The organism is Pseudomonas sp. LBUM1648, from assembly GCF_059716145.1.
On the sequence record NZ_CP166808.1, the window covers coordinates 461,699 to 484,730 of the forward strand.

23 protein-coding genes are annotated in these 23,032 nt (G+C 62.1%); 3 read left to right on the top strand and 20 right to left on the bottom strand.

All coding sequences use genetic code 11. From position 1 onward, the window contains the following. Positions 1-21 precede the first annotated feature (21 nt). Both ACA043_RS02070 and hemE read left to right on the top strand, forming a co-directional pair. A complete protein-coding gene (locus ACA043_RS02070) occupies positions 22-1,440 on the top strand; it encodes an FAD-dependent oxidoreductase (RefSeq protein WP_007909438.1) in 1,419 nt (472 codons plus the stop codon). 253 nt (positions 1,441-1,693) lie between these two features. Beyond that, positions 1,694-2,761: a uroporphyrinogen decarboxylase gene (gene hemE / locus ACA043_RS02075; RefSeq protein WP_110719510.1), complete on the top strand. Its 1,068-nt coding sequence runs from the start codon at positions 1,694-1,696 to the stop codon at positions 2,759-2,761. Positions 2,762-2,840: 79 nt separating this feature from the next. On the opposite strand, the gene ACA043_RS02080 is transcribed toward hemE, so the two are convergent. Beyond that, entirely contained in the window at positions 2,841-4,115 is a 1,275-nt protein-coding gene (locus ACA043_RS02080; RefSeq protein ID WP_497658519.1) for an MFS transporter, read from the bottom strand. Between the two features lie 119 nt (positions 4,116-4,234). Between ACA043_RS02080 and ACA043_RS02085 the strand changes: the two genes are divergently transcribed. Then, a complete protein-coding gene (locus ACA043_RS02085; RefSeq protein ID WP_401269089.1) occupies positions 4,235-5,131 on the top strand; it encodes a LysR family transcriptional regulator in 897 nt (298 codons plus the stop codon). A 36-nt stretch (positions 5,132-5,167) separates the two neighbouring features. Here ACA043_RS02085 and ACA043_RS02090 read toward each other — a convergent pair whose 3' ends face one another. The 19 genes from ACA043_RS02090 to ACA043_RS02180 all read right to left on the bottom strand — a co-directional run bounded on the left by ACA043_RS02090 (position 5,168) and on the right by ACA043_RS02180 (position 23,030). Beyond that, a complete protein-coding gene (locus ACA043_RS02090; protein WP_497658520.1) occupies positions 5,168-5,605 on the bottom strand; it encodes an excinuclease in 438 nt (145 codons plus the stop codon). Between the two features lie 280 nt (positions 5,606-5,885). Then, complete coding sequence (locus tag ACA043_RS02095) at positions 5,886-6,689, bottom strand: hypothetical protein (protein WP_489880417.1); 804 nt, start codon at positions 6,687-6,689, stop codon at positions 5,886-5,888. A 25-nt stretch (positions 6,690-6,714) separates the two neighbouring features. Continuing rightward, positions 6,715-7,941 carry a beta-ketoacyl-ACP synthase gene (locus ACA043_RS02100; protein WP_497658521.1) on the bottom strand — a complete coding sequence of 409 codons (1,227 nt, stop codon included), beginning with the start codon at positions 7,939-7,941 and terminating at the stop codon, positions 6,715-6,717. Further along, positions 7,941-8,669 carry a 3-oxoacyl-ACP reductase FabG gene (gene fabG, locus ACA043_RS02105; RefSeq protein WP_187679616.1) on the bottom strand — a complete coding sequence of 243 codons (729 nt, stop codon included), beginning with the start codon at positions 8,667-8,669 and terminating at the stop codon, positions 7,941-7,943. The genes ACA043_RS02100 and fabG overlap by 1 nt, the downstream gene beginning before the upstream one ends. Next, positions 8,662-9,126, bottom strand: coding sequence for a hotdog family protein (locus ACA043_RS02110; protein WP_497658522.1), 465 nt, complete (start codon positions 9,124-9,126; stop codon positions 8,662-8,664). The genes fabG and ACA043_RS02110 overlap by 8 nt, the downstream gene beginning before the upstream one ends. Next, positions 9,123-10,319: a beta-ketoacyl-[acyl-carrier-protein] synthase family protein gene (locus ACA043_RS02115; protein ID WP_497658523.1), complete on the bottom strand. Its 1,197-nt coding sequence runs from the start codon at positions 10,317-10,319 to the stop codon at positions 9,123-9,125. The genes ACA043_RS02110 and ACA043_RS02115 overlap by 4 nt, the downstream gene beginning before the upstream one ends. Further along, positions 10,316-10,906 (bottom strand): hypothetical protein, encoded by a 591-nt coding sequence (locus ACA043_RS02120; protein ID WP_497658524.1) that lies wholly within the window; start codon positions 10,904-10,906, stop codon positions 10,316-10,318. The genes ACA043_RS02115 and ACA043_RS02120 overlap by 4 nt, the downstream gene beginning before the upstream one ends. Then, the gene (locus ACA043_RS02125) at positions 10,906-11,631 is read right to left on the bottom strand and encodes a class I SAM-dependent methyltransferase (protein ID WP_497658525.1); all 726 of its coding nucleotides are present in this window, start codon (positions 11,629-11,631) and stop codon (positions 10,906-10,908) included. The genes ACA043_RS02120 and ACA043_RS02125 overlap by 1 nt, the downstream gene beginning before the upstream one ends. Further along, a complete protein-coding gene (locus ACA043_RS02130) occupies positions 11,628-12,875 on the bottom strand; it encodes an NAD(P)/FAD-dependent oxidoreductase (protein WP_497658526.1) in 1,248 nt (415 codons plus the stop codon). The genes ACA043_RS02125 and ACA043_RS02130 overlap by 4 nt, the downstream gene beginning before the upstream one ends. Continuing rightward, a complete protein-coding gene (locus tag ACA043_RS02135; RefSeq protein ID WP_497658527.1) occupies positions 12,862-14,025 on the bottom strand; it encodes a cation:proton antiporter in 1,164 nt (387 codons plus the stop codon). The genes ACA043_RS02130 and ACA043_RS02135 overlap by 14 nt, the downstream gene beginning before the upstream one ends. After that, a complete protein-coding gene (locus ACA043_RS02140; protein WP_497658528.1) occupies positions 14,022-16,361 on the bottom strand; it encodes an MMPL family transporter in 2,340 nt (779 codons plus the stop codon). The genes ACA043_RS02135 and ACA043_RS02140 overlap by 4 nt, the downstream gene beginning before the upstream one ends. Beyond that, positions 16,345-16,947 (bottom strand): outer membrane lipoprotein carrier protein LolA, encoded by a 603-nt coding sequence (locus ACA043_RS02145; protein WP_497658529.1) that lies wholly within the window; start codon positions 16,945-16,947, stop codon positions 16,345-16,347. Before ACA043_RS02145 ends, ACA043_RS02140 begins: the two co-directional genes overlap by 17 nt. Further along, a complete protein-coding gene (locus ACA043_RS02150; protein WP_497658530.1) occupies positions 16,944-17,369 on the bottom strand; it encodes an acyl-CoA thioesterase in 426 nt (141 codons plus the stop codon). Before ACA043_RS02150 ends, ACA043_RS02145 begins: the two co-directional genes overlap by 4 nt. Continuing rightward, entirely contained in the window at positions 17,362-18,906 is a 1,545-nt protein-coding gene (locus ACA043_RS02155) for an HAL/PAL/TAL family ammonia-lyase (protein WP_497658531.1), read from the bottom strand. The genes ACA043_RS02150 and ACA043_RS02155 overlap by 8 nt, the downstream gene beginning before the upstream one ends. Beyond that, complete coding sequence (locus ACA043_RS02160; protein WP_497658532.1) at positions 18,887-19,834, bottom strand: lysophospholipid acyltransferase family protein; 948 nt, start codon at positions 19,832-19,834, stop codon at positions 18,887-18,889. The genes ACA043_RS02155 and ACA043_RS02160 overlap by 20 nt, the downstream gene beginning before the upstream one ends. Further along, entirely contained in the window at positions 19,831-20,565 is a 735-nt protein-coding gene (locus ACA043_RS02165) for a glycosyltransferase family 2 protein (protein WP_489880404.1), read from the bottom strand. Before ACA043_RS02165 ends, ACA043_RS02160 begins: the two co-directional genes overlap by 4 nt. Next, positions 20,558-22,237, bottom strand: coding sequence for an ApeI family dehydratase (locus ACA043_RS02170; RefSeq protein ID WP_497658533.1), 1,680 nt, complete (start codon positions 22,235-22,237; stop codon positions 20,558-20,560). The genes ACA043_RS02165 and ACA043_RS02170 overlap by 8 nt, the downstream gene beginning before the upstream one ends. Beyond that, on the bottom strand, positions 22,234-22,779 hold the full coding sequence (locus ACA043_RS02175) for a COG4648 family protein (RefSeq protein ID WP_401269134.1): 546 nt from the start codon (positions 22,777-22,779) through the stop codon (positions 22,234-22,236). Before ACA043_RS02175 ends, ACA043_RS02170 begins: the two co-directional genes overlap by 4 nt. Further along, a complete protein-coding gene (locus ACA043_RS02180; protein ID WP_401269136.1) occupies positions 22,776-23,030 on the bottom strand; it encodes an acyl carrier protein in 255 nt (84 codons plus the stop codon). The genes ACA043_RS02175 and ACA043_RS02180 overlap by 4 nt, the downstream gene beginning before the upstream one ends. Between the last annotated feature and the right edge of the window lie 2 nt (positions 23,031-23,032).

Consider the following 23,032-nt stretch of genomic DNA (forward strand, 5'->3'; position numbering starts at 1 on the left):
GAGTTTGATGAGGTTTTAACAATGGCTGAACGTCTGAATAACGACTTCCAGTTCATCGATGTCGGGCGCAAAGATCCGAAGAAGAAACTGTTGCGTCAACGCAAGAAAGAGTTCGTCGAGATCTACGAACCGTTCAAACCCCAGCAGTCGGCCGATCAGGCCCACCGCTGCCTGGGTTGCGGTAACCCGTATTGCGAATGGAAGTGCCCGGTGCACAACTTCATTCCCAACTGGTTGAAGCTGGTGGCCGAGGGCAACATCCTCCAGGCCGCCGAGCTGTCGCACCAGACCAATACCCTGCCGGAAGTCTGCGGCCGGGTGTGCCCGCAGGATCGTCTGTGCGAGGGTGCCTGCACCCTTAACGACGGCTTCGGCGCGGTAACCATCGGTTCGGTCGAGAAGTACATCACCGACACCGCGTTCGCCATGGGCTGGCGTCCGGACATGTCCAAGGTCAAACCGACCGGCAAGCGTGTCGCGATCATCGGCGCAGGCCCGGCGGGCCTCGGTTGTGCTGATGTGCTGGTACGTGGCGGCGTGACCCCGGTGGTGTTCGACAAGAACCCGGAAATCGGTGGCTTGCTGACCTTCGGTATCCCGGAGTTCAAACTGGAAAAGACTGTGCTGAGCAATCGCCGCGAAGTCTTCACCGGCATGGGCATCGAGTTCCGCCTCAACACCGAGGTCGGCAAAGACGTGACCATGGAGCAACTGCTCGCCGAATACGATGCCGTGTTCATGGGCATGGGCACCTACACCTACATGAAGGGCGGTTTTGCCGGTGAGGATCTGCCGGGCGTTTATGACGCGCTGGACTTCCTGATTGCCAACGTCAACCGCAACCTGGGCTTTGAAAAGTCGCCGGAAGATTTCGTCGACATGAAAGGCAAGAAGGTCGTGGTACTCGGCGGCGGCGACACGGCCATGGACTGCAACCGTACGTCGATCCGTCAGGGCGCCAAGTCGGTGACCTGTGCCTATCGTCGTGACGAAGCGAACATGCCCGGCTCGCGCAAAGAGGTGAAGAACGCCAAGGAAGAAGGCGTGAAATTCCTCTACAACCGCCAGCCGATCGCCATCGTCGGTGAAGACAAGGTCGAAGGCGTCAAAGTGGTCGAGACCCGTCTCGGCGAACCGGACGCCCGTGGCCGCCGCAGCCCTGAGCCGATTCCGGGCTCCGAAGAGATCATCCCGGCCGACGCCGTGGTCATCGCCTTCGGTTTCCGCCCGAGCCCGGCGCCGTGGTTCGAACAGTTCGAGATCCAGACCGACAGCCAGGGCCGCGTGGTGGCCCCGGAGCAAGGTCAGTACAAGCACCAGACCAGCAACCCGAAAATCTTCGCCGGTGGCGACATGGTGCGCGGTTCGGATCTGGTAGTGACGGCGATCTTCGAAGGCCGTAATGCGGCTGAAGGGATTCTGGATTACCTGGGCGTCTAACCCCGGGCCCTGAGCCAAATGCAATAACCCTGTGGGAGCGAGCCTGCTCGCGAAAGCGGTCTGTCAGCCAACTTCAATGTTGGATGTACCGGCCTCTTCGCGAGCAGGCTCGCTCCCACAGTTGTTTCTCGGTGTTGCTGATAGCGCGTTTCCAGCGCGACAAATTGACCCGATAGACAAAAGGCTGACCTGCATCCGTGCCTTTTGCGTCGCGCTCTGAGAAAATGCCCGCACTTTTTTTCCGGATGCCGACATGACTGCCCTGAAGAACGACCGTTTCCTCCGCGCCCTGCTCAAGCAACCCGTAGACGTCACCCCCGTGTGGATGATGCGTCAGGCCGGTCGCTACCTGCCGGAATACCGCGCCAGCCGTGCCCACGCCGGTGACTTCATGAGCCTGTGCATGAATCCGGAATTCGCTTGCGAAGTCACGATGCAACCGCTCGACCGTTATCCACAACTGGACGCGGCGATCCTGTTTTCCGACATCCTCACCATTCCCGATGCCATGGGCCAGGGCCTGTACTTCGAAACCGGTGAAGGCCCGCGCTTCAAGAAAGTCGTCAGCACCCTGGCCGACATCGAAGCCCTGCCGATCCCCGATCCGCACAAAGACCTCGGCTACGTGATGGACGCGGTCAGCACCATCCGCCGCGAACTCAACGGCCGTGTGCCGCTGATCGGTTTCTCCGGCAGCCCTTGGACGCTGGCTACCTACATGGTCGAAGGCGGCTCGTCGAAAGACTTCCGCAAGACCAAAGCCATGCTCTACGACAACCCGCAAGCCATGCACCTGCTGTTGGATAAACTCGCGCAGTCGGTGACCTCGTACCTCAACGGCCAGATCATGGCCGGTGCGCAAGCGGTGCAGATCTTCGACACCTGGGGCGGCAACCTGTCGGCGGCGGCGTACCAGGAGTTCTCGCTGGCCTACATGAAGAAAATCGTCAGCGGCCTGATCCGCGAGCACGACGGTCGCAAGGTTCCGGTGATCCTGTTCACCAAAAACGGCGGCCTGTGGCTGGAAAGCATCGCTGACGCCGGCGCCGACGCACTGGGTCTGGACTGGACCTGCGACATCGGCAACGCCCGCGCCCGCGTCGGCGACAAGGTGTCGCTGCAAGGCAACATGGACCCGACCGTGCTTTACGCGAAGCCGGAAGCCATCCGCACCGAAGTCGGGCGCATCCTCGCCAGCTACGGCAAGGGCAGCGGCCATGTGTTCAACCTCGGTCACGGCATCACCCCTGAGGTTGATCCTGAACACGCCGGCGCCTTCCTGCGCGCAGTGCATGAGCTGTCGGCGCAGTATCACGAGTGATCGACGCCCAGCTTTAAATTCTACAAAACAAAAACGCCCGGCTTATGCCGGGCGTTTTTGCTTTGCAATGGGTTTTGCGTCAGGCTTTGACTCCGCCGAGCGGCGGTAATTTCGCCAGCTTCAACGCCACCAACAGCGCCACCAGCAACAACGCGCCGATGAACAAGCCAATCCCGTTCCATCCGCCCAAGTGCCAGAACACTCCGCCTGCCGTCCCGGCAATGCTCGACCCGGCGTAATAGCTGAACAGATACAACGACGACGCCTGGCCCCTGGCCTTGATTGCGCGCCGGCCGATCCAGCTGCTCGCTACCGAGTGAGCGGCGAAGAAGCCGAAGGTGAAGATCAGCATGCCGATGATTACCAGCGGCAACGGCGTGAACATCGTCAGGGCGAGGCCGACGAACATCAGGGCAATCGTCGCCCACAACACTTTGCGCCGTCCCAGCTTGTCCGCCAGCGAACCGATCTTCGCCGAGCTGTAGATACCCGACAGGTACACCACCGAGAGCAAGCCGACAAACACCTGATCGAGGTTGTATGGCTGAGCCAGCAAGCGATAACCGATGTAGTTGAACAACGTGACAAACGCGCCCATCAACACGAACGCTTCGAGAAACAGCAGCGGCAAACCGGCATCGCGAAAGTGCATGGTGAAACCGTCGAGCAGACTGCGCGGATGCAACGAACGCGAGCGGAAATTGCGTGACTCCGGAAGAATCTTCCAGAACACTGCCGCCGCAATCAGCGCCAGACCGCCGATCACCAGCATCGCCGTGTGCCAACTGACGAAGTCGATCAGCACCCCGGTGATCAAGCGTCCGCTCATCCCGCCAATCGCGTTGCCGCCGATGTACAGACCCATCGCCAGGCCGATGTGTTGCGGATGAATCTCTTCGCTCAAGTAAGTCATCGCCACCGCCGCCAGCCCGCTCAACGACAGCCCGATCAGCGCGCGCATGATCAGCACGCCTTGCCAGCTCGGCATCATCGAACTGGCGATGGTGCACAGAGCCGCCGCAAACAGTGCAGTGACCATCACCGGTTTACGTCCGATCCGATCGGAAATCGGCCCGGTAATCAGCAGGCCAATGGCGAGCATGCCGGTGGCGACCGAGAGGATCAGGCTGCTCTGCGCCGCGTTGATCGAATATTCGTGAGATAGCAGCGGCATCATCGGCTGCACGCAATACAGCAGGGCAAACGTCGCAAACCCGCCGCTGAACAACGCCAGCACCGTGCGCATGAACATCGGCGTGCCTTTTTCGATGTAGATCTCTTGCAGCTCGGCGACGACATCGTCGGCCGCAGCGGGCGGGACTTCATGGGCAAGAGGGGCAGCGGCGGTTTTCACATCAGACCTCGGAGAGCGCGGCCAGGCAGGCAATGGAAAAAATCATATAGCTGGCTAATGTTTCTATCCAATATATTGTTCGACCTGTTTGATAGCTTTAACGACCTAATGGGGTTTTCATGGAATTGCGTCACCTGCGCTACTTCATCGCCGTCGCCGAAGAACTGCATTTCGGCCGTGCTGCACAAGTGCTGGGCATTTCCCAGCCGCCGCTGAGCCAGCAGATTCAGGCGCTGGAGCAAGAGGTCGGTGCGCGGTTGTTTGAACGCACCAATCGTCGGGTCGAGCTGAGCGAAGCCGGCAGATTATTTCTCGAGGAAGCGCGGCTGGTGCTGGCGCAGGTCGACAAAGCGGCGGATGTCGCCCGGCGTGCGCAACTCGGCGAACTCGGTGAATTGAAGATCGGTTTTACCTCGTCGGCGCCGTTCAACTCGACCATTCCCCAGGCGATTTTCTCGTTTCGTCAGCGTTTTCCGGCTGTGCACCTGAACCTGCGGGAGATGAGCAGCACCATGGTTGCCGACGCCTTGGTGGACGAGTCGATTGAAGTTGGCATCATGCGCCCGCTGGGTCTGCCCGATTCGTTGAGCGTGGTGGAGCTGATGCGCGAGCCTTTGGTTGCGGTGCTCAGTGCCAAGCATCCGTTGGCCCAAGGCAGCGAAGAAGGTCTGTTTCTCTCGGCGCTGGCGCTGGAGCCGTTCGTGTTTTTCCCGCGCAGTTACGGTAGCGGTCTTTACGCACAACTGCTCAGTCTGGCTCGCGATGCCGGATTCAGTCCGCATTTTGCCCAAGAGGCCGGGGAGGCGATGACCATCATCGGGCTGGTGGCGGCGGGGTTGGGTGTGTCGGTATTGCCTGCGTCCTATCAGCGGATGCGCATCGACGGCGTGATCTACCGGCCGCTGCTGGATCCTGAAGCGATTTCAGCGGTGTGGCTGGTGCAGCGCAAGGATCAGAAGTCACCGATGGCCAAGGCCTTTGTCGAATTGCTCACGCGCAAGGTTGAAGGTGATTGATTAACCGCCGAAGGCTGCGATCTTTTGATCTTGCCGTTAAGGCAACCGCACCAAATCCCCCTTCAACGCCACCCGCGTGACAAAAATCCCCGCCCGGCATTCATACGTATTCAAATCCTTGCGCACATGCTGGTCGTAATAACTGACGATATTGACCACCGCATTCGCCCCGAACCGTTTGGCCTCGGCCTGCAACTTGATCAGGTTCGACTGCAACACCCACTCGCAGGAATCGTGATCGCTCTTGTTGAAGCCATTGGTCTTCAGATCACTGATGACATCGCGCTGCAACAACCGCTGAGTGCCCTGCGGCCCATTCCCGGCCAGATAAAACTTCACACTGCCATCCAGCCGCCCGGCACGAATCGCGTCCGACAACACCGTCTCGAAGGGCATGTACATCAGATTGGTGGCATGGCTGGCACTGGGGATCAGGCCGAAGAGCGTGGCGGCGATCAGGGCTTTCACTTGCATGGTCATCTCCTTGACGGTGAAAGAGAGCAGCGAGTGCTTGACTGATTGTGGCTCGCTGTTCTGGCAGGCGCGATTCGGCGACCTGCCGGAACGAGTGTAGATGCTGAAAAATGAAGAGGACGCCAAATGGCGCCCTTTGTGGCGAGGGGATTTATCCCCGATGGACTGCGCAGCAGTCCCAAACCTGTGCACTCGGCATGTCTGATATTTCGAGGTTTTGGTTTGGGGCCGCTGCGCGACCCATCGGGGATAAATCCCCTCACCACAGGATTTTATTCAATCAATCCACGTGCGCCAAATCCCCACGCAACGCCACGCTCGACACCACCATCCCCGCGCGGCACTGGAATTTTTCGGTGTCTTTGTACAGGTCGCGCTGGTCGACGCTGGCGATGTTGATCACGGCGTTGGCGTCGGCTTTTTTCGCGGCGTTTTGCAGGGTCGCGAGGGCCGACTGCAGGGCCCAGAAGCAGGCGTCTTCGTCGGATTTGTTCGAGCCGTTGGTTTTGCGGCTGCTGCTCACGGTGTCGAGTTTGCGCACTTGTTTGGGCAGGGTTTCGCCGGCCAGGTAGAACTTCACGCTGCCGTCGAGCAGGCCGGCGTCGGTGGCGCGTTTGACGCCTTCGCGAAAGCTCAGGTAGGTCGGCTCGTCGGCACCTTGTTTGATGATGCCAAGACTGTTGACGGCTTCGATGTCCGGGTTGATCGACAGCTCTTTGAGCACGTTGTCGCGCAGGCGGTTGACCCAACGGTTGTAGTTGCCGTGGATCTTGCCGTCCTTGGCGTTCAGGCCGTAGCTGCTGCGGTAGTCGATTTCGAACGAGGTTGGCGTGAACGGGATGTCGACTTCGGCATGATGGCGACCGCGTACGGTGATCGCAGCTTTGATCATGCCAGGGCGTACCGATTGCACGACCCATTGGCGGTCGTTGAGCGCGGTGACGATGGCGCGGCTCATTTGTGACTGGGTAAAGCCGAGGTTCGGCGAGAACTCTTCCTTGGCGTTGTACACCGGTTTGCTGGTGCAACCGCCGAGTACAAAGGCCAGGGCCAACAGGGCGGCGATGCGGTGAAACTGAGTCATTCCCTTCACTCCAAACGTGTTGCGGTCAGTGCCAGCGGCGGAAAATCAACGAGGTGTTGACGCCACCAAAAGCGAAATTGTTGTTCATCACGTACTCGTGATGCATCTGGCGGAATTCGCCGCGCAGGTAATCGAGCTTGCCGCAATGCGGATCGACCTCGTCGAGGTTGAACGTGTGCACGTACAGGTCGCGGTTGAGCATTTCGATGCTGAACCACGACTCCAGCGCCCCGCAGGCCCCGAGCGTGTGGCCGAGGAAACTCTTCTGCGAACTGATCGGCATGCGCTCGCCGAACAAACTGCTGGTTGCCAGTGTTTCGGCAATGTCGCCCTGTTCTGTAGCCGTGCCGTGACCATTTACGTAACCGATGGCATCGGGCGTGAGGCCGGCGTCTTCCAGCGCCAGTTCCATCGCACGGCGCATGGTGATTTGTTCCGGGCGGGTGGTGTGCTGGCCGTCGGCGTTGCTGCCGAAACCGACGATCTCCGCGTGGATGTGTGCGCCGCGAGCGAGGGCGTGCTCCAGCTCCTCAAGCACCAACATGCCGCCACCTTCGCCGATCACCAGGCCGTCGCGGCCCTTGTCGTACGGGCGCGGGCTGGTTTGTGGCGCATCGTTTTTCAGGCTGGTGGCGTAGAGCGCGTCGAAGACCATAGCTTCGGTCGGGCAGAGTTCTTCGGCGCCGCCCGCGAGCATCAACGGCAGCCGACCGAACTTGATCGCTTCATACGCATAGCCGATGCCCTGGCTGCCGCTGGTGCAGGCGCTGGACGTCGGGATCAGGCGTCCGGTGAGGCCGAAGAAGATGCTGATATTCGCGGCGGTGGTGTGCGGCATCATCCGCACGTAGGAGTTGGCGTTCAGGCCTTCGGCCACCGAGTTGAGCAGCATGTTGCCGAACGCTTTGATCTCGTCGGTGCTGCCGGTGGACGAACCACAGGCCACGCCCATGCGCCCGTCCTTGATCGATTCGTCGCCAAGCAAACCGGCATCGGCCAAGGCTTGTTCCGCCGCACCGACTGCCAGCCGCGACACCCGGCCCATGCTGCGCAATTGCTTGCGGGTCCAGTGTGCGGGCACCACAAAATCATCGATAGGGCCGGCCAGGCGCGTGTTGAGTTCGCTGAAGCGATCCCACTCGTCCATCCGGCGGATGCCGCTGCGGTTGGCCGCGAAGTTGCCGGCGATGGTCTCCCAGTCGCTGCCCAGCGAGGTGATGCCGGCCATGCCGGTGACGACGACGCGCTTCATCAGCACAGGCCTCCGTTGACCGCCAGCACTTGGCGGGTGATGTACGAGGCTTCCGCCGACATCAGGAAATTCACCGCACTGGCCACCTCTTCCGGGGTGCCCATGCGTTGCGCGGGGATCATTTTCATCAGTTCTTCCACCGGCACGTTTTCGTCGAGCATCGCCGTGTCGATCAGGCCCGGCGCGACGCAGTTAACGGTGATTTTGCGCTTGCCCAGTTCGATCGCCAATGCCTTAGCCGCGCCGATCACGCCGGCCTTGGAGGCGCTGTAGTTGACCTGGCCACGGTTGCCGATCAATCCCGATACCGAGGTGATGCAAACAATGCGACCAGCGGCACGGCGGCGGATCATCGGCATCATCACCGGGTGCAGCACGTTGTAGAAACCGTCGAGGTTGGTGCGCAGGACTACGTCCCAATCGTCATCGCTCAGGGCCGGGAAAGCGCCGTCGCGGGTCAGACCGGCGTTGAGCACCACGCCGTAATAGGCACCATGGGTTTCGACGTCGGCTTCAAGAATTCTTTTGCAGGCTTCACGGTCGGCGACGTCGAATTGCAGGATGCGCGCGCTGCGGCCCAGCGCTTCGATTTCGACCTGCACGGCTTGTGCGTCGGCAACGCCGCTACGGCAATGCAGGACGATGTCATGCCCGGCCTGCGCCAGACGCAAGGCAATGGCGCGGCCGATGCCACGGCTGGAGCCGGTGACCAGTACGGATTCAGTCATCGTTCGACTCCTGTGCTTGTTGCAGATATTGGGTTGGCTGTGGCGGGCGGAACACATTCAGTCGAGCACTGACCTCGATGCCGGGCGCGTTGATATGACACTCGAACACGCCCATGCCATTGTCGTCTTCCAGCGAGCGGATGCCATGGATGGTCAACTCGCTGCCCGCAGGAAACGCCTCGACGTTGCACTCGAACTTGCGCGTGCCGAGCAGAAAGCCCAGCTCCACCGGATTGCCTTTCTGTCGCGCGTGGCATCCGGCGAACGCGGCGACGCTTTGCGCCATCAATTCGATGCCGACCCACGCCGGCAGGCTGCCGTCGGGCAGGTTGAACAAACCCTCGGACTTGACCGTGAGGCGGGTGTAGATCTGTTCTTCGTCGAAGCTGAGGATCTTGTCGATCAGGATCATGTCGCCAGCGTGGGGCAACAGTTCGGCGAGCGGCCAGTCGGTCATGGGGCGTCTCCGATAATCAGGCTGACGTTATTGCCGCCGAAGGCAAACGAATTGCTCATCAGGTAGCGGGGTGCAATGGACGACAGGCGTTCGTTTGCGGTCACCCACTTCAGCGGCGGCAGCTCGGGATCGGCCTGGCCATCCCAGACGTGCGGCGGCAGCGCGTGTTGCGGGTTGTCGGCGCTGAGGCTCAGCCAGCAGAACGCTGCTTCCAATGCGCCGGCTGCGCCGAGAGTGTGGCCGGTCATCGGTTTGGTCGAAGAGCAGGCAACGCCCTCGGGGAATAGCGAGGCGACTGCCATACTTTCCATGGCGTCGTTGTGTTGGGTCGCGGTGCCGTGCAGGTTCAGATAGTTGATCTGCGCGGCTTGCAGGTGGGCGCGGCTCAAGGCTTTCTGCATCGCTTGCAAGGCGCCGCGTCCGCTCGGCTCAGGCGCGGAGATATGGTGCGCGTCGGAGCTGGCACCGGCACCGAGCAAGGCGATGGCCGGGCCGTCGCCACGCTGCTTGCTCATCACGAACAGCACCGCCGCTTCGCCGATGTTGATGCCGTTGCGGTTGGCCGAGAACGGATTGCAGCGCTCGTCGGACACCGCTTCCAGCGACGAAAAGCCGTTAAGGGTCAGCTTGCACAGACTGTCGACGCCACCGCACAACACCGCGTCGCACAGACCGAGATCGAGCAGGCGTTGCGCGCTCATCAATGCGCGGGCGCTGGAGGTGCACGCGGTGGAAATCACATAGGCCGGGCCGCTCAGTTGCAGCCATTCGGCGAGGAAATTCGCCGGGGCGCCGAGTTCCTGTTGTCCGTAGTCGTATTCCGCCGGGAAATGCTGCTCACGGAGGAAATGCGCCAGGCCACGGCTGGCTTCGTCGATACCCGAGGTGCTGGTGCCGAGCACTACGCCGATGCGGTCGCGGCCGTAGGTCTGGATCGCGTGATCAATGTCGGCGCGAATCTGCAGCGCGGCTTCCAGCAGCAACTGATTGTTGCGACTGCTCTGGTCGGCCAGCGCTGCCGGGATCGGCACCAGTTCACCGTGTACGGCGGCCACCGGCAACTCACGCTCCGCCACCCAGCCCGCCTCGGGGCGCATGCCCGAGCAATCGCCGGCGAACAGATTGCGCGCGATTTCTTGCTTGTCGCGGCCCAGGGCGCAGATCACGCCGAGGGCATTCAGGTAGGCAGTCATGGCGTCGGTTCACCGAGTGGGGAGACGCGATAGTGCGGGCCTTGGGGCAGGTTCAATTCGAAGCTCAACGGTTGTGCATAACGGATGTCCCAGCGCGTCGGCAGCGAACGTTGCCCGTCCTGTTGCTGCGCGGTGGGGTAATTGCGCAGCAGTTCGCCCGGTGGTGTCAGGGCGAACAGCAGCGCGGCGAAGAGCTCCCGGGCTTCCGGGTTGGGCGGCAGCAGGCCGTCGGCCTGCCAGTGGCCGTCGATCAGTTGCTGACGCGCCAAGGGAATGCCCAGCGGGTCCATCATCGACCAACGGATGCCCTGGCCTTCGCGCTGGATGACGAGCAGCCAGTCCTGACGTTGTTCGGCTTGTGTGCGCTCGATGTGCAGTTGCAAGGGCAGCGGCAGCGTCGGGTTGCCGGTTGGCAGCGGCGCCTGGCTGGCGCAACCACTTAGCGAAGCAAATAGCACTAACATCAGCCACACCACATACCCTGTGGGAGCGAGCCTGCTCGCGAAGACGCCAGCACATTCAACATAGAGGCTGGCTGACCCACCGCTTTCGCGAGCAGGCTCGCTCCCACAGGTTATGTGGTGCATCAGATATCACCTTGCAATGGCTTGCGGGCGACAACGTTCACCAGCGTTTCCTCACGCTCGCCAAACGGCTTCGGTTTGCGCAACCCGGAGCGCTCCAGCAAACCGAAATCTTTCGAACGGCTCCACCACAGATACGGGTACGAGACATTGCGCTCGCCAAACTCGAAACCCTGCTCGCGAATCATCTGCAGATACTGCGCCGCACTCTTCTGCACATGCATCGGATGGCGGAACAGCCAGCGAATCACCCAGGTATCAATGTAAGCCTCGGTGGACTCGGCGAACAGCAGATAACCGCCGGGCTTGAGCACCCGGTAAAACTCGGCGAGGGCTTTTTCCTGCTCGACCAGATGATGAAAGGTCTGATGACAGAACAGCAGGTCGACGCTGGCGTCCGGCACGTTGAGAGTCGCGCAATCGCTGCCGATCAACTCGACGTCCAGGCCCTGGCGCGCCGCTTCTTCGCCGCTCAACTCAAGGCTGTGCGGATCGGCGTCAACGCCGATCAAACGCTGTGGCGCGAAGGTCTGGCGCAGGTGGCGGAACGACTTGCCCTGACCGCAACCGGCATCCAGCAGCACCGGGTTCGCCGGCAGCGGCTCGCTGAACAACCCACGCAGATCGTTGATCGCCACACGCAACACATGGTGCTGCCAGGTATGGCTGCGCAGGAACCAGAAACCGAAGCGGGTTTCCTCGACGTAGCTGTCGCTCAGGTAACTCATGGGGCGTCCTTTGCACAAAGTTCGGAAATCATCTTCAACCGGCGACGCGCTTCGCTGACGAACGGGTTGCGTTCATCCCAGGCGTAACCGGCGAGGATCGAGCAGATCATCCGGCGAATTTCCGCCTGGCTGTCTTCATAGAAAATCACGTCCTGAAAGGTGCCGGCGTACCAGCCCTCGACGTAGCAGCGGAAGGTGTCGACGCCGCGCTTCAGCGGTTCGGCAAATTCGCTTTGCCAGTCGACGGTTTCGCCTTGCAACTGACGATGCAGCACCGCCGCCGCCATGCTCGCCGAACGCATGGCTATGGTCACGCCGGAGGAGAACACCGGGTCGAGAAATTCCGCCGCATTACCCAGTAGCGCGAAGCCCGGGCCGTGCAGGGATTTGACGTTGGCCGCGTAGCCGCCGAGGGTGCGCGCCGGGGTGTCCCACACGGCTTTGTTCAGCACGCCGGCGAGGCTTGGCGTCTCGGCAATGAAACCGCGCAGGCAGGCATCAAGATCAGCGTCGCGACCGTTGAAGTGTTCGGCGGCGGCGACCACACCCACCGAGCAGCGACCGTTGCTGAACGGGATCGTCCAGAACCAGATATCGCGATGCTGCGGGTGGGTGGTGACGAGGATTTTTTCGCGGTCGAAGGCCGGGTTGTCGATGTGATCTTCGACGTGGGTGAACACGGCCTGACGCACCGGGAAATTCGACGGCGCTTCCAGATCCAGCAAGCGCGAGAGCACGCGACCGTAACCGCTGGCATCGAGGACGAAATCGGCCTCGACGCGGTATTCGCTGCCGTCTTCACGTCGCACATCAAGTTGTGGTTTTGCCCGCTCGAAATCGACGCTGACGATGGCATCGCCATAGCGGATCTCGGCACCTTGCAGCGCCGCTTGATCGGCCAGCAGCTTGTCGAAATCGGCGCGCTGCACCTGGAACGTGGTCGGCTTGCCGTTGGTGAAGGTGTCGCCGAAATCGAACGCGCTGTAGCGCTCGCCCCAGGCAAACGCGGCGCCGGTCTTGCGCTGGAATCCGGCGGCGTTGACGGCGTCGAGCATGCCTGCTTCTTCGACGAAGTCCAGGCAGTGGCTGAGCAGGCTTTCGCCGATGGAAAACCGTGGGAAGTGTTGGCGCTCGATCACCAGCACGTCGTGGCCCTTGCGCTTGAGCAGCGCGGCGGCGATGGCGCCGGACGGGCCGGCGCCAATGATCACTACCTGACGACGTTGCATTTCAACGGTTGGCACGTGAACTCCCGGGCGCGATGGCGGTGTGTTTGAGGGGCGTGCGGTGCAGGCCGATCAGGGCCGGCAACAGCGTCGCGATCAGGCCCATCACCATCAGCGCGAAGTACAGCGCGGGGGTGATGAGTTGTTGTTGCAACAGCAAGTTGAGAAAGACGATTTCGCTCAGGCCGCGAATATTCAGCAGCACGCTTTCGCGCCAGCGGCTGGCACCTTCGAACGAGGCGCCAGCCCAGCCGAGGCCGAGCCAGTTGCCGAGCAGTTTACTGGCAATCGGCAACAGCAGCAGTGCCGCCCATTGCACGGCGCCGAGGCTGGCGAGGGCGGCGTGTACGTCGATCTGGACGATGCCGAACGTGAGGATCAGCGGGATCGCGATCCACGTTTGCAAACGGCTCATCCAGCGCGCCGGCAGCGGCAAAACCAGCGGCACTTTCAGCGCCGCCATGCACAGCAGATAACCGATGCCGAAGATCAGCGCGTTGAGTTTGTAGTGCTCGGCCATGACCAGCAGCGCGAAGAAACCGAGGCTGTACGTCAGTGGTCGGCGCACTCCGACCAGATGCAGCACTAATGGCACGCACGCCAGGCCTAGCGGCAGCAACAGACTGCTCAGGTGCAAACTGCCTTGGGCAAGACCGAACAGCGTCCAGCACGTCAGATCGATGAGGATTGCCGTCTGCACCAGGCGCCGGGTGGCGGCTGGCGGGTAATCGATGTGGCGCAGATACAAGTACAGCACCGGGATCGCGGTAATGGCGAACACCAGACCAATGGCCAGCGAGTTGAGCCACGGCTGCGCGGGCAGCAGCCAATACGCCGCCGCGAGACCACAGATGAACGGCACGGCAAAACTCGGCACGGCGATTTTCACGCTCTGGCGATCCAGGCGCAGGTCGATCACATCGCTGAGGATGTGTCCGAGCAACAGCGCGAAACTCAGGCTGTAGAGGTTTTTCAGCCACACCGGCGCGATCAGTTCAGCGCCGCTGAGCTGCCAGCCCGGTTCGATCCAGAAATACATCAGCAGCGGCAAGCCGAAACTCGCCAGCAGTAACTGGCTGACAATCGGGATCAGGCCGAAGTGGCGACCGATGCGCGTGGCCACGGCGAACAACGCCAGGGCCAGCAACCAGAAACCGATGACCATCATGCGGCATGCTCCGTAACGGTGGCCGTGTGTTCATGACGCCCGGCCCACGGCGCGAGCATGAAACTGAACGCCAGACCGAGACTCACCGACAGGCCGAAATTGCTCACTGCCGGTGTGCTGGAAACCGCCAGCAAGCCAAACGACAGCCATGTGGTCACGGCCGCCAGCAAGGTGCCGAGCAGACTTACCGCCGCACCGCCGACCTGCTCGCGCATGAGAATCGCGTAGTCGACGCTGATCGCCGTCACCAGCAACAGGCCGAACAGGCTGAACAGGGTCAGCGGCTGGCCGAGCCAGCCAAGGCTGGCCAGACTGCACAGCGCCGCCAGCAACGGCAGGGCGACGATGCGCAACGCGCCGCCGAAACCGAATGGCAGGATCAATACCAGCACGATCAACACGCAGGAAGCGAGTTTCAGTTCGGCGGCGCTGATCTGCGTGGCCGCGAAAACGTTGTTCAGCTCACCGAGGCGATCCACCAGCACCACGCCCGGCAGATCCAGCGCCTGCACCCGCAGCAGCGAAGGGTTGTTCAGGCCTTGCAGGCTGGTCATCGCCGCCACACCGTCTTCGGTGGGGCCGAGCCACAGCGTGCGATAGGGCTCGCCGAGCGGGCCGGCCAGCGCGGCGTCGATGTCTTCAAGCGGTAGCGTCTGCAACTGTTGCAGCTCGGTTTGCAGGGCGGCGAGGGGGACGCCGAGATCAAGCAATGGCTGCCAGACCTGTGGCAGTTTGTTCAGCGCGTCGCGCACTTGCTGTTGCTGACTCGGCGGGCTGACCAGTTGATCCAGCGCCAGATAGCCTTGCAGTTTGTCGAGGTTGACCAGTTGCTGCAGCCGATCGCTCAGCGCGGCCTGACGTTCGAGCAATTCTTGCTGGTTGGCCGCGCGAACGAGGAAGAACTGGCTGGTCGGCTGATAGCCAGTGATGCGTGCAATGGTCTGCGCTTCATCGGTCAGGCGTTGCGGTGCACCGACCCATTGGCGGATGTCGTTTTTGCTTTGCAGTTGCAACAGACCGCCGATGCAGAAGGCGATCAGCAGTGCGAGCAGCACCGGTGTATGGACACGCTCGAGCAATTTTTCCCGCAGACTAATCAGGCGTTCGGCCAGATGCAGCGGCCATTGCGCCGGGCGCAGTTCGACATTGTTCAGCAGCGCCGGCAGCAGGCACACCGCCGACAGATAGGCGCCGAGCAACCCGGCGGCGGAGAACACGGCAATTTGTGTCAGCGCCGGGAACGGTGTCCACGCCAGCGCCAGATAACCGATGGCGCTGGTGATCAGACTCAACGTCAGCCCGGACAGGGTCAGGCGCAGGGCCGGCCAGCTGCGCCAAGGCTTGAGGCTCCAGCTCTTCGACAGATAGTGCAGCGGGTAATCCACTGCCACGCCGATCAGGCTGGAACCCAGTACCAGGGTCATCACATGCATACGGCCGAACAGCGCTACACACGCTACCGCCCCGAACAGCATGCCGACCAGCACCGGTACAAACGCCAGCAACACCCGCCAGCGGCGGAACGCCAATAGCAAAAGCAGCAGGATGCCGAGGGTGGCACCACCACCGACCCAAGTCATCTCGCGAGTGGCTTGCTGCTGACCGTTTGCGGCGTAGAGCAATCCGCTGGCGGCCAGTAATTGCACATCGGATTTCGCCGCCTGCTCGCGACTGTGCTGGAGCAGATCCGCCACTTGCAGCGGCAGGTTCATATCGAAAGCGTTGCCGGTGGTGCGCGCACGCAGCAGCACCCAGCTCTTGCCGTCGGCGTCGGCGACCAATGCACCGCTGCCGATGTCCAGTTGCACCGCGCCGTGTTGCGGCTGGCTGTTCTGGATGCGCCCGGTGAGGCCCAGCCAGTCATCCTGGTTCGGCACCAGACTGAAACCGGTGAAGGGGTCGAACAGCGCCTGCACCCGTTGCTGAATAAAGGCGTCGGGATGTTCGATCAGCAGTTGCCGATCATCCGCCGAGAGCATCGCCAGCCGCCCTTGCAGCAATTGCGTGCGCAGGGCCGGCAGGTCGGCTTGCAGGTTCCATTGCACTTTTTCGAACAAGCCGCTGGCCTGCCATTGCTCGCCCAGCGTCTGCGCCATGGCCACCGCTTGCTGGCGATCGGCGTGGCCGACCAACACCAGCATTTCGCGGTTGAGCGGTTCCTGCATGCGTTGTTCGGCGCGCAGTTCAAGTGCATCGGGATTGGTGCCCGGCACCAACTCCATCAGGTTCGCCGACAGCGGCGCACCGTCGCGCCACTGCCAACCGGCCAGGGCGACAACTGCCAGCAGCAGAATCAGGAACAGCCAGGGTAGCTTGCGTTCACTCGGCAAAGTCATGTTGCTCCGCGTCGCTCAACGGTTGGCCGGCCGTGCTGTTTTGCATGCGTAGCACGGTGCTGTCGCCCTGGGTTTCCAGCAGTTCGATGGTTTGCACCAACTCGCCGCCGTCGATGTTGATCTGGTTGAACACTTGCTTGAGCAGCATCGAGCGCGGGGTCAGGGTCAGTTTCCATTTCTGCGCATCGCCGCTCAGGGCCAGTTCGAAATCCCGTTGCAGGCCACTGCTGTCGCCTTGCAATACGGCGAGGAATAAACGGTTCTGCTCGGCCCCGGCGCTCTTGTTCGGCAGTAACTGCCAGCCGTTGCCATCACGCCGGGCAATGCCTTTGGCACTGATGCGGTAATCCTGTTGCAACGGGGCTTTCAGCAGCCAGAGCAGGCCGTGATTTTTCGCGAGGACGAAGCTGCCCTTGCTGATCAGCGGTTGGGGCAGGGCGCGCAGGTGTTTTTCCTGGATGAACTGGCCGTGGATCACGTCCGGTTTCGCCAGTTGTTCACTGAGCTGTTGCAGATCGAAGGCGTTAGCCAGAGACGACACCGCCAGCAGCGCCAGTACGCTCAAGCCTTTAACAAAAACATTCATCGCAGCATCCTTTCCACGGCATCGGTGAAGGCTTTTGGCGAAGCCAGTTGCATCTCGCGACTGCTCACTTCGACCGCCACTTGCACCGAGCTGGCGCGGGTCAGGCGTTCGCCGGTTTGCAGGTCGGTGATCAGATAATTGATCTTCAGGCGGTTTTCCCACTCGACCAGACTGGCGCGCACGTTCAGCTTCTGGCCGAACACCGCGCCACGCACGTAGCGCAATTGCAGGTCGATAATTGGCCAGGCGTAGCCGGACTCGACCATGTGGGTGTAGTTGTGGCCGATCTTGTCGAGCAGCGCGCAACGCGCCACTTCCAGGTATTTGACGTAATGGCCGTGCCAGACCACGTGCATCGTGTCGACGTCAAAGAACGGCACGAGGATTTCCGTATCGGCGTGAAGCACTCCGGCACTACGCATGCAGCCTCCAGTGTTGTGCGGCGATGCGTTGCAGGCACAGGCGCAGCTCGCTCTCCAGTGCACGGTCTTCGATGACCGGCGGGAAGTCCTTGGCCAGTTCTTCGTGCATGGCGGCCAGCGCTGGCGGCAGTGGTCGGGCGTCTTGATCGCGACCCCGCAGCCACACCCCTTGGTTAGCAGCGAGCAGCGTGGCCGCGGCGACTTGTTCGGTCAGCTCCAGCACGCGGATCGCATCGCGGGCAGCGATGGTGCCCATGCTCACCTTGTCCTGGTTGTGGCACTCGGTGGAGCGCGAGAACACGCTGGCCGGCATGGTGTTTTTCAACGCCTCGGCGGTCCACGCGCTGGTGCCGATCTGCACAGCCTTGAAGCCGTGGTTGAGCATCGCTCGATCGGCGCTGGCGCCGGACAGGTTGCTCGGCAAACCGTGGTTGTAGCGTTCGTCCACGAGCAACGCGAGTTGGCGGTCAAGCAGGTCGGCGACGTTGGCCACGAGGTTTTTCAGGCTGTCCATGGCAAACGCAATGTGCCCGCCGTAGAAGTGCCCACCGTGCAAAACGCGCTCGGCTTCGGCGTCGATGATCGGGTTGTCGTTGGCGCTGTTGAGTTCGATCTCGATGAACGAACGCAGCCAGTTCAGGCTGTCGGCCAACACACCAAGCACGTGCGGGGCGCAGCGTAGCGAGTAGCGATCCTGCAAGCGATGCAGCGGCGCGGTCGGCGCGTCGATCGCCAGATCCTTGCGCAGCCACGCGGCGACTTGCATCTGCCCCGGATGCGGTTTGGCGGCGAACAGGCATTCGTCGAAGTGTTCCGGGTTGCCTTGCAGCGCCACCACGTTGAGCGCGGTGATGCGCGTGGCCAGTTGCAGCAGGTAATCGGCGCGGGCGTAGGCGAGGCAGGCGAGGCCGGTCATCACGGCGGTGCCGTTCATCAAGGCCAGCGCTTCTTTCGGGCGCAGCACCAATGGTGTCCAGCCCAATTCGCGATGCACATCGGCAGCCTGACGGCGCTCGCCACGGAACATCACTTCGCGCTCGCCGGACAGTGTCGCGGCAACGTAGGACAGCGGCGTCAGATCGCCGCTGGCGCCGACCGAACCTTCTTCCGGGATCAGCGGCAGGATGTCGTATTCGAGGAAGGCGTGCAGACGCTCCAGCAGTTCCACACGCACCCCGGACACGCCGTGGCACAGCGACTGCAAACGCGCCGCCAGTACGGCGCGGGTGGCTTGCGCGTCGAGCAGTTTGCCCAGCCCGCAACCGTGAAAAGTGTAGAGATGACGCGGCAGCGCTTCGACGTGATGCAGCGGCACCGCGACCACGCAGGAATCGCCGTAACCGGTGGTCACGCCGTAGATCACGCCTTCCTTGTCCAGCAACGAATCAAGGAACCGCGCGCCCTTGGCGATGCGCTCGCGGTAAGCCGCGTCGCTCTGCAACTGCACGGGCGCCTGACGGTTGGCCAGGGCCAGCACGTCTTCGATGCGCAAAGGGCGTTCGCCGAAGGTTACCGGCTCATGGGTTGGCGTCGTCATCGGTCTTCCAGAAAGGGTAAAAGTTGAACCATTGCTGCGGCGCTTCAAGGCAATAGTGACTCAGGCGCTGCGCATAGCGAGTGGCCCACTGATGAATGACCTGATCGCGCTCGCGGCGTGTCCACACCACAGCATCGGCGAAGGGTTCGAGGGTCAGGCGATAGTGGCCGTCGGGTTGCTTGAGGCACATCAGCAGATTGACCGGGCACTTCAGCAGGCCGGCCAGCAACCACGGGCCTTGCGGAAAGGGTGCCGGGTGGCCGAGAAAGTCCACGCTGACGCTGCGCCCGCCGTGCAGCGGTACACGGTCGCCGGCAATCGCCAGCCATTCGCCACGCTCCAGGCGTTCGTGCAGTTGCAGCATGATCACCGGATCGAGCTCGCTGACCTGAATCAGGCGCAGATTGGTCGCCCCGGCCTCGCCGAGCAAGCGGTTGAATTGCTCGGCGTGCTTGGTGTGCACCAGCACATTCATCGTGACCTTCTCGCCGATCTCGGCCAGCGCCCGGCACACTTCAAGATTGCCCAGGTGTGCGCCGACCAGCAGTTGCCCGCGACTGCCGCGCAACTGATTGCGCAGCAGCGCCGGATCGATGATTTCGATCTGCTCGATACGCAGCTTGCCGTTCCACACATCAAGTTTGTCGAGCATCGAATCGGCGAACGCCATGAACTGGCCGAACACCCGCCAATGGCTCGGACGCAAGTCGTCGCGTTGGCTCCATTCGGCCAGTCGCTGCTGATACTGCCAGGCACTGCGCCGCGCGGTGCGGCCAAACAGGAAAAAGTACAGAACGATGCCGTACAGCAATGGGCTCAGCAGGCGTCGGCCAAGGACTTTGGCGGCGAACGCGGTGAATTTCATCAGCAGGAAACTGCCGCGTTCTTCGCGGTCGGCCCAGTGCTTCTTGTCGGTCTCGACGCTCATGTGCGCCACCGTCGCCAGAGGATGACGGGCAGGCGCAGCAACATGCCGAAGAACAGCCGGGTGTGCATGCTGGAAATCAGCGCGTTGTCGTGGAACAGCCGGAAGTGCGACACGCCATCGAGCGGGTAATGCACGCTGGTTTGCAGCCAGCGCATCGGCTGATTGCGCCACGACAGGCGCACCAGAATGTCCGAATCGAAATCCATGCGTTTGCCGACTTTGGCCGAGTCGATCACGGCCAGCGTCGGCGCCAGCGGATAAACGCGGAAGCCACACATCGAATCGCGGATTTGCAGCGACAGCGTATTGATCCACACCATCACGTGGGTCAGGTAACGCGCGTACAAACGGCCCTTGGGCACGCTCTCATCGAACAGCGGAAAACCGCAGATCATTGCTTCAGGACAGGCGCGGGATTCCTCGACGAAACGGGCGACATCGTGCAGGTCGTGCTGGCCGTCGGCGTCGACCTGCAAGGCATGGCTGAAGCCCAGTCGCGACGCTTCACGCAGACCGGTCATCACCGCGCCGCCCTTGCCCTGATTGGCGGTCAGCCGCACCAGAAACACGTTGTCGCGCTCGGCCAGAGCATCGAGCACGCGTGCGCAGGATTGTGTGCTGGCGTCGTCCACCAGAATGCACGGCAGGCCCTGGGCGAGCAGGGCGTCGACCACGGTGCCGATGGCGGTTTCGTGGTTGTAGACCGGGATGACGGCACAGGGGTTATGCATGATCGGCCCCCAGCAAAATCCGCCCGCTGGAGCAGGTGGCGCTGTCGTTGCGGTAGGCGAAATACAGTTTGCAGCGCTCGGGATCGAAGCGCAGGTGCAGCTGGATTTCATCGCCGGGGCGCACCAGTTGCTGGAATTTCAGCACTTCCATGCCGGCGAACGTGCCGGACAGGTTCAGCAGTTGGCGACCGAGGTTCAGCGCCCATTCCACCTGCACCACGCCGGGCAGCACCGGGGCTTTGGGGAAGTGGCCGCTGAAGTAGGCCAGGTCCGGCGGCACACTGAGTTGCAGGCTCCATTCGCCGTCGGTTTCGACTTGCTCCAGCACTTCGGGGGCTTTCGGTCGAGACGCCAGCAGCAGCGCTTCGACATCGGCTTGCGGCAGTTTGCCTTGGCTGTTCAGCGGCAGTTGCCGCACCAGACGCCAGCGACGCGGCAGGGCCAGGGCTTCGCAATGCTGGCTCAGGTGCTTGCGCAGGTTTTCGGTCAGGCTGCGGCGGCCATGTTCGCGTAACGCAAACAAACCGTCTTCACTGAGCACCAGCAATGCGCCGAGGACGGCACGATTTTCCTGCACCACACCCAGCCGCGCTTCGGCGACCCAGTCGTGGGCGACCAGCGCTTGCTCCAGCATCGGCAGGGAAATGCGTTTTTCTTCGAGTTTGACGATCCGGTCCAGTCGCCCCAGCAATTGGAAACGACCGTCGGCTGCAATGCGCGCGGCATCGGCGGTGTGTTCAACATGCCCGGCAGGCAGATACGGTGAGGCGATCAGCAGGGCGCCGTCGGCGTCCTGACTCAGTTCGACAGCGGCGAACGGCTGCCACAGGGTTTCGCCCTGGCGCCAGGCGATACCGCCGGTTTCCGAGCTGCCGAGGATTTCCGTCGGCCATTGCTGCAGACGCTGATGCAGGCTCTGCGCCGCTTCGGCCGGTAACGCACCGCCGGAGGAAAACACCTGACGCACCGCGCTCAGCGCCGGCCAGTCGAGGTTATCGCCCATGCGCTTGAGCAGCGCCGGACTGGCGACCCAGGCGAAAGCCGAATGCTCGCGACTGGCGCGCTGCAAATCCTCGGGGAAGGCCAGTTGCTTGCGCACGAACGTCCGCCCGGCGCACAGCGGCCATAGCACGCGGAACAGCAAACCGTAGATGTGTTGGGTGGCAACGCTGCCGATAATGCAGGCTTCGCCGAGATCCCCGCCCCACAGTTGTTCCAGCGCTTCGACCTCATTGGCCAATTGACGCAGGGTCTTGTCGATGCGCTTGGGTTCACCGCTGGAGCCGGAAGTGCACAGGCTCAAGCGGCACTCATCGAGATCCAGTTCAGCGCCTGGCATTGCAGGCTCATGCAAGTCAGCCAAGCGACTGTCACCGGTTTGATCGGTCAGCCACAGATCGACTTCACCCGACCAGCGCTGACGGGTCTGCGCTTGCAGATCCGAGGGCAGCAAGACACTGACGCCAGCACGCCACGCGCCAAGCAGGGCGATGGCCAGTTCGGCGGCATCTTCCAGATGCACGGCCAGACGCTGCACGCCTTTGGCTTGCAGGCCGGCGGCAAGGCGCAACGCCTGTTCGCACAGTTGCGCGTGATCGAGTGCCGGTGCGTGGCTGATCGCCCGCGCCGGCAGGGCCTTGAGCAACAGCTGCTCAAGTTTTATCCAGTTCATGTACGGCCTCTTACCCGTTGTCGTATCAGCCATTCAATGGCAAACATCAGGCCGATCAATCCGTAGGAGATCAGGCCGGTGTACAACATCCACCAATTCAGCGGCGCCCACAGGGTGAGCAGGGCGGCGCACAAACCGTTGCAGAAGAAAAACACGCTCCAGGCCACCGTGACCTGACGGGTGTAGCGGATCGCCTCGGACGGCAGTTGCGGTTCACGTAGCCGCGCCAGACGCTCGACCATCGGCGGGCCGAATTTCAGGCTCAGGCTGAACAGCACCAGCATGAAGCCGCTGATCAGCACCGGATACCAGCGCAGCAGCAAAGGGCTGTCGAACACTGCCAGCAGCAGGCAGAACCCGATCGCAACGCCGGCCATCCACAGGCTGCCGGGTTTGCGCTCGCCGGTCAGCGCGCGCGCCAGCCACAGGCTGCCCAGCAGCAGACCGAACTGCCACGGGGCGAAGTGCTCCATGCCGAAATACACCGCAAAGGGGTACAGCAGGCCGGCCAGCAGCAGGCCGAGGCCGATCAATCGGCTCATGCGGCCGGTTGAACCAAGCGGTACACCGCCTCGACCACGTCACGCACGGTACGCACCGATTTGAATTCTTCGGCGGCGATTTTCTTGCCGGTCTGACGCTTGATGTGATCGATCAGATCGACCGCGTCGATGCTGTCGATTTCCAGATCCTGATACAGGTTGGATTCCAGGCTCACACGGGCCGGATCCAGTTCGAACAGCTCGACCAGGGCATCGCGCAGGGTGTTGAAAATGTCGTCACGAGTTTGCATGG